Source organism: Streptomyces sp. bgisy027, from assembly GCF_057710365.1.
Genome location: NZ_JBYIVZ010000104.1, coordinates 1 through 10,122, shown reverse-complemented (window position 1 = coordinate 10,122; position 10,122 = coordinate 1). Strand labels below are relative to the sequence as shown.

Genomic DNA, 10,122 nt, shown 5'->3' with positions numbered 1-10,122 from the left:
AAGGAAACGGACAGTGATCTGATCAGGCTGTCCGAGCCCAACGTGGCGGTCAGCGTGACCAGAGGCTTCGATTTGCCGGAAGCGGTGTCACGGGCACGCGCCGCTATGTGTAGCGGCCCGCTGTCGCCTTCGCGCTCGGTCACGTCGATGGTGCTGGTACGGCGCAGCGCGCCGTGCACCAGCTCTGGAGTGACGCTCAGCGGGCGCGCCGGCCCGATCCCTTCCGGAGGCGTGGGGACCATCGATGCCATGACGGTCAGACCGAACCGTCGTCGAGGCGTTTCCCGGCCTCGTCGTACCGGTAGATGCCATGGCCGGTCTTTCGACCCAGACGTCCAGCCTCGACCAGATTGCGCAGGGTCACGGTCGGCTTGAACCGTCCCCCGAGAGTGCTCTCCAGCGAGTTCAAGATCTTGAGGTAGGTGTCCAGGCCGTTGAAGTCGCCCAACTCCAGTGGCCCCATGGGGAAGTTGAGACCGAGTCGCAGCGCACGGTCGATGTCCTCGGCACTGGCGACGCCCTCCTCCAGCATCCGCAGGCACTCGAGGCGGACGATCGCCGAGATCCGGGACGTCAGAAAGCCGGGGCTGTCCTTGCGACAGATCACGGTCTCCTTGCCCAGCCCCTCGGAGAACGCCACTGCCCGCTGGACGTACTCCTCGCTGCTGGTCAGCCCTTGGACGATCTCGACCAGTCGCATCAGCACGGGAGGATTGAAGAAGTGCAGTCCGACGAGACGGTGGGCGTCTTCGGGGACCGCGCTGCCGATCGCGGTGATGGACAGCTGGGAGGTGTTGGTGCCGAGCAACGCCTCAGCCGGGGCGGCCGCGGCGGTCTGCCGGAGCACCTCCTGCTTCACCGCCAGGTCTTCGACGACCGTCTCGACGACGACCCGTGCGCCGCTGACGGCCTGCTCCAGTTCAGTCGTGAACTCCAGTCTGCGCAACGCGCCGTCAGCCGCCTCACGAGTCATACGGTCCTTGGCCACGAATCGATCCAAGCTCGAAGTCACTGCAGTGCCGGCGCGTTCGAGCTGAGCCTCGGAGGTGTCGACGAGCGAGATGTCGTGTCCGGTCGAGGCACAGAGCTGTGCGATACCGGAGCCCATCGTCCCGGCCCCGATCACGGCGACCTTCACGGCGCTCCCCTTTCCCTTTACTGGCGCTGCGTCGTCTGCGTGATCCGCCGAGTCCCATCGAAGGGCATCGACAGAGGCACTCGGCGGATCCGCTGCCGACAGTATGATTGATGAGACAGTTTGTGTTCAATATGTCAAAGAACTCAGATTGCCGACATGCCGCCGTCCACCACGAAGTCCGCACCGGTGATGTACGAAGCCTCGTCAGAGGCGAGAAAGGCGGCCAGCCCGACTACGTCCTTGGGCAGGCCTGGGCGGGGGAGCAGGAGCTGGGCCGCCAGGGCATCTCGGACCGCAGGGTCGGCGAACTGGGCTTCCGTGCCCGGGGTTTCGATGACCCCTGGGCTGATGCTCACCGCACGGATTCCGAAGGGGGCGCCCTCGGCTGCCAGTTGTCGGGTCATGGCGAGAACGGCACCTTTGGTCGCGGTGTGGGCGAGCATCGGGACGGCGCGGCTGGCTGCGTGGCCGGCCATTGATGCGATGTTGATGACCACCCCGCCGCGCTCTGTGAGATATGGCCAGGCGGCCTGGGTGACGTAGAAGACCAGGTCGATCTCGTTGCGCACGGTGAAGTGCCAGTCTTCTTCGGACAGTGTGCCCACCGGACCGAACCGGGCCGCGGATGCATTGTTGTAGACGATGTCGATTCGGCCGTGCTCTGCTGTCGCCTGCTCGACCCATGCGCGCGCAGCATGACTGTCGCCCAGATCGACCGGGGCCGCCGCGCTCATTCGGCCGCCGGCGGTCTTGACCGCGGCGGCAGTCTCCTCGTTGGCCTCGCTGTTGAGGTCGCAGCCGACGATCACCGCGCCTTCCTTGGCGAAGCGGAGCGCAGCGGCACGGCCCATGCCCCCGCCGGTGCCCGTGATGAGAGCGACTCTGCCTTCCAGGTCTCCGTTCAACGCACTGTCCCACTTTCTGTGTTGACTGAACTATAAGTACGAAATCTGTCACATCTGATGCTTCGATGCTAGGGTCGGGCCATGGCTGCCATCGAACCTGTGCCTCGGGCTGATCTGGACGAGGAACTCGACGGTCTCATCGGGAAGGCTCGGGCATCCCGGGCGTTGAGCAGCGACCTCCCCGTCCGTATCTGGGCCCACCGGCCCGCACTCGCCAAAGCCCAACTGCGGCTTCAGGGCGAGATTCATGAAGGCCGCCTGTTGGACGCTCGGTTGATGGAGCTGGTGCGACTCAGGATCGCCGCGATGAACGACTGCCGGGCCTGCCAGGTGGCGCGTAAGTCCGACGACGTGTCCGAAGAGGACGTGGCGTGCCTCTCCTCCGACGACCCGCGGTTCACAGCGAGAGAAGCGGCTGCACTACGTTTCGCAGAGCTCTTCGCGATTGATCACCTGGCAGTCGACGACGCCGTATTGGGTGAACTTCACCGCCACTTCACCGCCGCGGAGATCGTGGAACTGGGCATGTTCGCCGCCCTCATGCTGGGCTCCGGGCGGCTGGCCAGGGTTCTGAGGGCGTACGAGGACGACGACCGGCCGCCGGTCGTCGGCGTCTGAGCCAAGGGGCAGGTGCCTTGTCGCACAGAGGGATTCCTCGCGTCCGTGCGTCCTCGTGCGAGTCCTCCGGGGGCGCCCAGATGGCTTGACTCGGCGGGACCGGAGACCGTCGAGGAACAGCTGCAGATGGCGGTGAGCGGACTGCCGGAAGTTGACATACACGGTCCCCGGCAGCGGACCTGTCAGCTGAGCGAGCACCATGACCAGGTCATCGACGGCAACGTCCGCGCGAAGGCTACCCGCTTTGCGCGCTTGGACCATCATCGCCTCAAGGGCATGCGCGAGTCGCGTCCGAGCTCGATCCACCTCCTGGGCCGTCGTGCCGCCGCTGTTGTCTCCGATGAGGGGGCCCAACGCGCCGATCCTTGCGTCCATCGCCCGGTGCATGAAGTGTTGTAGCGCCTCGAAGACGTCGCTCTCTTTGGCGAGAGCCCGCTCCGCGTCGCCTGTGATCAAGCGCATCGAGCTGAGGGTCACCTGGTGGATGAGTTCGAGCCGGGTCGTGAAGTGGCGGTAGACAGTGGCGTTGCCGACGTCGGCCCTGCGCGGGACTTCGTCGTTGAACGGCACTTCAGTGCCACAGTCCCTGACGGCCTCGCGGGCCGCACGGAGGATCCGCTCACGGTTGCGAGAGGCATCTGAGCGCATGTCTGGAGAGCAGCCGTGGAGAGTCTCAAGCGGTGGCAGACCGTGGGCCAACGGTATTGCTCAGCGAGCCGATGCCTTCAATGGTGACTCGCACGACTTGGCCCGGCTCGAGATAGCGGCCGCTCTCGTGGGCCACGCCCGCTGTTGTGCCGGTGAACAGGATGTCGCCCGAGTGCAGGCTGCTTCTGGAGTCGACATAGTCCAGGAGTTCGGCGACACCCCAAACCATGCTGGATGTCCGATCCTTCTGCCGTGGTGTGCCGTCCACCGTCAGCTGGATCTCCAGATCCGGGTGGCTGCCGCCGAACTCGTCACGGGTGACGATCCAAGGGCCCACGCCTGTCGTGCGGTCCAGCGCCTTGGCCGAGAACATGTCCATCCCGGTGACGCCCCCGCCGAACTGCAGGTCGCGCGCCGAGACGTCGTTGCCGACGGTGTAGCCGAGCACACTGTCGATGGCTGCCGAGCGGTCGGCGATGTGGTCGGCGCCCACGACCGCCACCAGCTCGGCCTCGTAGTCGAGCTGAGTGGTCAGAGCCGGATACGCGATCTCGTCCTCGGGGCCGATGATCGACTCGTACGGCTTGAGGAAGGCGGCCGGCTGGCTGGGCATCTGCAGACCGAGGCCGTCCACATGCTTGGCGTATGTCGCTCCGGCTGCGACGACCTTCGCGCCGCTTTCGACAGGGGCCAGCAGGCGCAGACCCTCCAGTGGACGGGACGGCCCTGCCCATCTGGGCTCGTCGGCCAGGTCGGCGGTGAGGGCAGGGGCCCACTCGGCGAACCGTCCGGCAAGTGGGCGGGCGGTGGCCGCCTCCGTGTCCAGGACGGCCCAGAACGCCGCCTTGCCGTCGTGGCATCGGCCGATCTTCATATCGGGACTCCTTCAGGGGGTTGCGGGTTCGGGCTTCGGCTCGGCCGCCAGGAACAAGTCGAGGGGGCGTTCGTCGTCGCCGAGCAGATCGCGGTCCGGCCGGCAGCGCTGCTGGATCAGACGGCGGGCGATGCGGATGTCATCCCCCCGGTTCATCCCGATGGCCCCGCTGAGCACGCCATCACGAAGGAGCAGGGCGGTGAAGCTATTGCTGTCCGGGTCGCCGCGCAGCACCACATCGTCTTCCGGATCCGGCAGACCGGCGATCTGGAGGTTCAGGCCGTACTGGTCCGACCAGACCCAGGGCACCTCGGTGAAGGGCTGCTCGTTGCCGAGCATGTTGCGGGCTGCCGCAGCTCCCTGGTGCTGGGCGTTCTGCCAGTGCTCCAGCCGGACGCGGTGGCCCAGCAGCGGATTGGGGTGGTTGGCCACGTCCCCGGCGGCGAACGCGGCCGGCGCCGAGGTGCGGCAGTACTCGTCCACGACGATGCCGTCGTCAACCGCGATCCCCGCAGCCGCGGCGAGCTCGGTGTTGGGCTGGATGCCGACGGCGACGACCACGGTGTCGGCGGGGCCTTCCATGGGATACGACCGACCGTCGGTGCCGACGGCACGTAGCCCGTCGCCCGCGGCGACCAGCCTGTTCACGCCGATTCCGGTCCGCAGATCAACACCCTGGTCAAGATGGATCCGCGCGTACAGTCGGCCGAGCAGCGGGGGCAATGAGCGGGTGAGCGGGAGCGGCGCGGCCTCCAGCACGGTGACGTCGGTGCCGAGGGTGCGTGCGTTCGCGGCGAGTTCGGCGCCGAGGAAACCGGCCCCGACGACCAGCAGACGGCGGCCCGGACCGAGCCGGTCCCGAATCGCCGCGGCGTCCTCGGCGGTACGCAGTGTGTGGACGCCGGGAAGGTCCTCGGTTCCGGGCAGCCTCCGCGGGCGCCCCCCGGTGGCGAGAAGCAGTCGGTCGTAGGCCAGCGATCCCGTGCCCTCGCCGAAGGACACCGTGCGGGCGCTCGTGTCCAGTGCGGTGACGGTGACCCCGCCGCGGTACTCGATGTCCTTGGACGCGTACCAGGCCGCGGGGCGCAGGAGAAGTCGCTCCACCGGCAATTCTCCGCTGACCACCTGCTTGGAGAGAGGAGGCCGCGGATAGGGTGCGCGGTCCTCGTCGCCGATCACCACCACCCGGCCGCCGAATCCCTCGGCGCGCAGAGTGGCCGCCGCGGTGATGCCGGCCAGGCCGGCACCGACGATGACGTGTGTCTCCCGCATCTGTGCGCCTCCTCAACCCATTGAACAGTTAAGACCAATCTTGATTACTCTGTCCACCCCGTTTATGCTCCGGAACAGGCCCGAGGACGATTCCGAGAGGTGACTCGATGGCGCTGAACGGTCTGGAACTGCACCACCACGCCGTCCGTATGCGGCCCGACGCAGTGGAGGAGACGCTCACGTTCTACCGGGACGTGCTGGGTCTCGAACCCGATCCCGAGGCGCGTGAGATCCCCGATGTGCCGCTGTTCTGGATGGACACCGACAATGGCACCCAGATCCATCTCTTCGGCGTCGAGGGCGTGTCCCGGTACGCGCGTCGACCCGACCAGGATCCCTTCACCGAGCACGTCGCCTTCGGGGTGCCCGACATCCTGGCGGCAAAGAAGGAGCTCGACCGGTTGGCCGTTCGGTACTGGAAGGCCGGACGCGGTGAGCGGCAGCAGCTGTTCCTGTACGACCAGACTGGCAACATGATCGAGTTGCACCAGATCGGGACCTGCCGCTGCGACAAGCGATCCCGGCGGGACGACGCGTGACCGGCGACGGGCGGGTGCCGCTGCGGGCCACCGCCGGAGGCGACGAACGATTGGCCGCCATCTACGACCGGGTCGGCCGCACGGTCGGAAGTGTCCCCACCATGTACCAGGCGCTGGGGCACTCGCCCGAGATCCTGGACGGCTGGATCGGGCTCGGCTGGAGTCTGCGGGCAGACGCCGCCTCCGACCGGGAACTCCGCGAGCTGGCGATCCTGCGCGTCGCCCAGCTGACGCGCAGTGAGTACGTGTGGCGCAGCCACTGGCGGCAGGCCCTGCAAGCCGGGAGCACCGAGCCGAAACTGCTGGCGTTGGGGGAGTGGAGGGACAGCGGCCCGTTCACGCCGCTGGAGCGTACGGTGCTCGCACTGACCGACGAGCTTACCGAGACGGGCAAGGTCGACGATGCCACCTGGACCCCGGTGGCGGAACTGCTTGACGACCGGCAGATCGTCGAGCTGGTCATGACGGTGTCCTGGTACTGCTGCGTGGCCAGGGTGGCGGCGGGTCTGGCGGTCCCGCTCGAGGACCACCACGCCCGCGTCCCCGGGCTCACTGAGCGCATTCGTCCGCTGTGAGCGCCAGGCCATGGTGTTGCCGCCCCCGTGAAGGCGTTTGGGAGGCGGCGGTCTCCGCCGTCTCCCAAACGAGGGCTATCCCGCTGCTTCCATGAAACGTCGCTCGTCGGCGTAGGAAGGCGTGTGTGACGTGACGCCGCCGTCGACGGGGATGGTGCAGCCGGTGATGAAGGCGGCCCGGTCGGAGGCGACGAAGCTCACCACCTCGGCGACGTCCTCGGGCTCGGCGAGCCGTGTGGTGAGGTGGTGCCCGACCATCATCTCCTGTACGGGTGCCGGCATGTTGGCCTTGAGCGCCTCGGTGTTCACCAGGCAGAGCGCCAGCGCGACACTGCGGATGCCCTGCTTGCCGTACTGGGTGGCGATGTTGCGGGTCAGCCCGACGATCGCGGCCTTGGACGCGCCGTATGCGGGCCGGCTGAGTTCTGCCACCAGCCCGGTGGCCGATGTCGTGTTGACGATGACTCCGCCACCGCCGGCCAGCATCGCGGGGATGGCGTGCTTCGCGCCGAGCGCGTAGCCCCGCAGATTGACCCGCATCACACGGTCCCAGAGGTCCGGGTCGATGTCAGCGATCGCGGCGTCCTTGGTCATCACCTCGGGTGAGCCGAGGAAGGCGTTGTTGTGAAGTACATCCAGACGCCCGAACTCGCGCACCGCAGTAGCGACCATCGCGGCTACCTGGTCGTCCTCGCTGACGTCGACGGCGGCGGCGACGGCCCGTCCGCCTGTGGCCTCGATCCGCTTGGCGACCGCCTCCGCGCCACCCGCGTTGATGTCGGCGACCACCACTGCGGCGCCCTCACGGGCGAGCACGTGCGCTGTTGCCGCGCCGACTCCGGAGGCGCCACCGGTCACGATCGCGACCTTGTCCTCGAGTTCAGCCATGCATCCCACTCCTCTCCGTGCCGGGCAGCGTCCCGGCGGCCATCGTGGCCTCGTCAGGCGTCTCCCGCTGTCCTGATGAGGCATGGACAGGGTATACATACTGCACATAATCTGTCTCTGTTGTTGCATGTCATTTCTGGAGGTGCGTGCTGTGCGCTACGCGACGTTCGAGGTGAACACCCCTGTGGGACCTATACGCCGAATCGGAGTCGTAACCGCCGCCGGACGCCTACTGGATCTCAACCAGGGCTACGCCCATGTGCTCGTCGACCGTGTCGACCGCTCCCGTGCCCGCGTCATGGCGAATGTGGTGGTACCTCCCGATTTGATAGCCCTGATGGCCGGGGGCACGGTGAGTGAGGCAGCGATCGCGGAGACGCTGGAGGCGTTGGGTCCGGTCACCGACGACCCCGAGGCAGAGAGTGCCTTGGGCGGGCGGCTCGTCTACTCCGCAGACGAGGTACAGCTGCTGTCCCCACTGCCGCGTCCCGCCTCGCTGCGGGACTGCTCGGCGTTCGAGCAGCACGTCAGTACCGCGAGCCGGGGCAACGTGCCCCCGGAGTGGTACGAGATGCCCGTCTACTACAAGGGCAACCCGAATGCGGTGGTGGGCACGGGGACCGACGTCACCGTGCCGACGGGCGTCGACCGGCTCGACTACGAGCTGGAGTACGCCGTCGTCATCGGCCGCTCGGGATCGGACATCGCGGAGGAGGACGCGGTCGCGTATATCGCCGGCTACACCGTCTTCAACGACATCTCCGAACGCCGAGCCCAGCTCAAGGAGATGCGTGCCGGGCTCGGTCCGGCGAAGGGCAAGGACGCGGACGGCACCAACGTCCTCGGCCCGTACCTCGTCACGGCGGATGAGTGGGACCCCGACAAACCGCACGCCATGATCGCCCGGGTGGCCGGGGAGGAGTGGAGCCGCGGTTCTACCGACACCATTCACTACTCCGTCGCGCAGATCGTCAGCCACATCAGCCGCCGCGAGACCCTGCACGTCGGCGACGTGATCGGCACAGGGACGGTGGGCGGCGGCTGCGGCCTGGAACTGCGCCGCTATCCCCAGCCGGGTGACCTCGTCGAGCTGGAGGTCGAAGGACTTGGTGTACTCGGTAACCGCTGGATTGCGGAGGATGGCGCATGAGTTTCCCGAGTCAACCTCTATGCCGCCAGAGGCTCCTCGATGGTTGTGTTGATCTTGTTGTTGGCTTGGTGGGTGGCGGGGTCGTAGCAGGTGCCATTGCACCAGCAGGCCCACATGACCCGGAGCCAGGCGCGGGCCAGGATGCGGACGGCGTGGGGGTGTCGCTTGCGTGCCCGGGCGTCGTTGTAGATCTTCGCGGCCCAGTCGCTGCCGTGGCGGCTGTTGTCGGCGAAGACGGTCAGGGCGACGCGGGCTCTTCGGTTGGTCGCGAAGCGGAACGTCACCATGCGCGACTTGCCCCAAGCGCGGGTGACGGGGACGACGCCGGCTTCGGCGATGAGCTGCTCACAGGTCTGGGCGCGCTCCAGGATCGGGCCGATCCCGCCGATGACCTGGCCGAGGCTGACCGTGCCGATGCGTGGCATGGTGGCGAACAGGGGTGCGTAGGGATGGGTCTCGACAGCTTCGGCGATGGCCTTGTCCAGGGCGCGGATGGCGGCGCGTATGACCTGCACCAGCGCCACCTGGATGCGGACGAGCTGGGCGACGACGGCGTCGCTGATGCGGGAGGCCGCTTTCGGCGCCGAACGCAGGCGCTCGATGAGGACGCTGCCGGGCTTCTTGCCGGAGTAGCCGCGGCGCTTGCACCAGGCTTCGAGGCGTCCGGCGGTGAGCTTGGCGGCGGAGGTGGGGGTGGGGTACTTCTCCAGGAACGCCATGGCGATGTCGCTGTCGAGGTTGGCGAAGACGGCCTTGCCGCCGGGCCAGTGCAGCAGGTGGCCGTCGGTACGCAGGTAGTCGGCGAGCTTCATGCTGTCACCCGCGTCCGTCTTGGCCTTGGACGCGCCCCAGCGCGCCCGCATGGCGTGGAAGGCGTTCGGGTGCACCGGCACGATCGGGTGCCCGCCGGCCAGCAGCCGGTCCACGGCCAGGCCCCGGGTGGTCTCGATGGCCACGGGCAGGTCCGCCGGATCGCCATGCTTGCGCAGACGGGCCAGGGTCTTGGTGAACCCCTCCTCGGTGTGGGCCAGTTCCCACCGGTCGATGCGCTCGCCGGTTGCGTCCATGACCGTCACGTCGTGCGTGTCGGTCGCCCAGTCCCATCCGATGAGCACGTGCGTCGTACTCCACTGCCGATCCGGGAGCACCTGCTCGGTGGTGAGGACGTCTGCCGGGAGCTCATTAATCGGCCCTCTGCGGGGCGTGTCCCTGAAGCCGATCAGACGGCCTCGGCCCGGCAGGGCCGGCGCAACTCACGCAGGCCGTCGAACGGCTCGCACACACGGCCGTGCACCCGCCGGGACCGAGAGGTCACAACCCTACCCGTGAGGGCTGCAGAAGGGATGGTCCTCTAATGAGCACGCTGGCCGGCCGCACCGCCCTGGTCACCGGTGCCTCGCAAGGCATCGGACTCGCCGCCTCCCGGGCACTGGCCGCCGAGGGGGTACGAGTCGGTCTGCTCGCCCGGCCCGGCCCGGCACTAGACGAGTCATTCCGAATGCTGACGGTGCGTCC

12 protein-coding genes and 1 pseudogene are annotated in these 10,122 nt (G+C 67.7%); 5 read left to right on the top strand and 8 right to left on the bottom strand.

Annotated elements, in window-relative coordinates:
• The 3 genes from AC3ETA_RS47285 to AC3ETA_RS47275 form a co-directional block, all read right to left on the bottom strand.
• On the bottom strand, positions 1–251 hold a 251-nt coding region (locus AC3ETA_RS47285), incomplete at its 3' end, for a hypothetical protein (protein WP_432199081.1).
• 5 nt (positions 252–256) lie between these two features.
• Positions 257–1,138, bottom strand: a complete 882-nt coding sequence (locus AC3ETA_RS47280) for a 3-hydroxyacyl-CoA dehydrogenase family protein (protein ID WP_432199080.1) — start codon at positions 1,136–1,138, stop codon at positions 257–259.
• 143 nt (positions 1,139–1,281) lie between these two features.
• The gene (locus AC3ETA_RS47275; RefSeq protein ID WP_432199079.1) at positions 1,282–2,043 is read right to left on the bottom strand and encodes an SDR family NAD(P)-dependent oxidoreductase; all 762 of its coding nucleotides are present in this window, start codon (positions 2,041–2,043) and stop codon (positions 1,282–1,284) included.
• Positions 2,044–2,124: 81 nt separating this feature from the next.
• On the opposite strand from AC3ETA_RS47275, the gene AC3ETA_RS47270 reads away from it, so the two are divergent.
• Positions 2,125–2,661 carry a carboxymuconolactone decarboxylase family protein gene (locus AC3ETA_RS47270; RefSeq protein ID WP_432199083.1) on the top strand — a complete coding sequence of 179 codons (537 nt, stop codon included), beginning with the start codon at positions 2,125–2,127 and terminating at the stop codon, positions 2,659–2,661.
• A 111-nt stretch (positions 2,662–2,772) separates the two neighbouring features.
• Here AC3ETA_RS47270 and AC3ETA_RS47265 read toward each other — a convergent pair.
• The 3 genes and pseudogenes from AC3ETA_RS47265 to AC3ETA_RS47255 all read right to left on the bottom strand — a co-directional run.
• A pseudogene (locus tag AC3ETA_RS47265) lies at positions 2,773–3,036 on the bottom strand (SbtR family transcriptional regulator); the annotation flags it as partial.
• Positions 3,037–3,334: 298 nt separating this feature from the next.
• Entirely contained in the window at positions 3,335–4,183 is an 849-nt protein-coding gene (locus AC3ETA_RS47260; RefSeq protein WP_432199078.1) for a fumarylacetoacetate hydrolase family protein, read from the bottom strand.
• Between the two features lie 12 nt (positions 4,184–4,195).
• The gene (locus AC3ETA_RS47255; RefSeq protein ID WP_432199077.1) at positions 4,196–5,455 is read right to left on the bottom strand and encodes an NAD(P)/FAD-dependent oxidoreductase; all 1,260 of its coding nucleotides are present in this window, start codon (positions 5,453–5,455) and stop codon (positions 4,196–4,198) included.
• A gap of 107 nt (positions 5,456–5,562) precedes the next feature.
• On the opposite strand from AC3ETA_RS47255, the gene AC3ETA_RS47250 reads away from it, so the two are divergent.
• Together AC3ETA_RS47250 and AC3ETA_RS47245 are read left to right on the top strand one after the other, a co-directional pair.
• Positions 5,563–5,994 (top strand): VOC family protein, encoded by a 432-nt coding sequence (locus AC3ETA_RS47250; protein ID WP_432199076.1) that lies wholly within the window; start codon positions 5,563–5,565, stop codon positions 5,992–5,994.
• Positions 5,991–6,569 carry a carboxymuconolactone decarboxylase family protein gene (locus AC3ETA_RS47245; RefSeq protein ID WP_432199075.1) on the top strand — a complete coding sequence of 193 codons (579 nt, stop codon included), beginning with the start codon at positions 5,991–5,993 and terminating at the stop codon, positions 6,567–6,569. Before AC3ETA_RS47250 ends, AC3ETA_RS47245 begins: the two co-directional genes overlap by 4 nt.
• Positions 6,570–6,644: 75 nt before the next feature.
• Here the strand turns inward: AC3ETA_RS47245 and AC3ETA_RS47240 are convergent, their stop codons facing one another.
• On the bottom strand, positions 6,645–7,457 hold the full coding sequence (locus AC3ETA_RS47240; protein WP_432199074.1) for an SDR family NAD(P)-dependent oxidoreductase: 813 nt from the start codon (positions 7,455–7,457) through the stop codon (positions 6,645–6,647).
• Between the two features lie 151 nt (positions 7,458–7,608).
• On the opposite strand from AC3ETA_RS47240, the gene AC3ETA_RS47235 reads away from it, so the two are divergent.
• Positions 7,609–8,607 carry a fumarylacetoacetate hydrolase family protein gene (locus AC3ETA_RS47235; protein ID WP_432199073.1) on the top strand — a complete coding sequence of 333 codons (999 nt, stop codon included), beginning with the start codon at positions 7,609–7,611 and terminating at the stop codon, positions 8,605–8,607.
• Between the two features lie 17 nt (positions 8,608–8,624).
• Here the strand turns inward: AC3ETA_RS47235 and AC3ETA_RS47230 are convergent, their stop codons facing one another.
• A complete protein-coding gene (locus AC3ETA_RS47230; RefSeq protein ID WP_432199072.1) occupies positions 8,625–9,722 on the bottom strand; it encodes an IS110 family transposase in 1,098 nt (365 codons plus the stop codon).
• Between the two features lie 239 nt (positions 9,723–9,961).
• Between AC3ETA_RS47230 and AC3ETA_RS47225 the strand changes: the two genes are divergently transcribed.
• On the top strand, positions 9,962–10,122 hold a 161-nt coding region (locus AC3ETA_RS47225; protein ID WP_432199082.1), incomplete at its 3' end, for an SDR family NAD(P)-dependent oxidoreductase.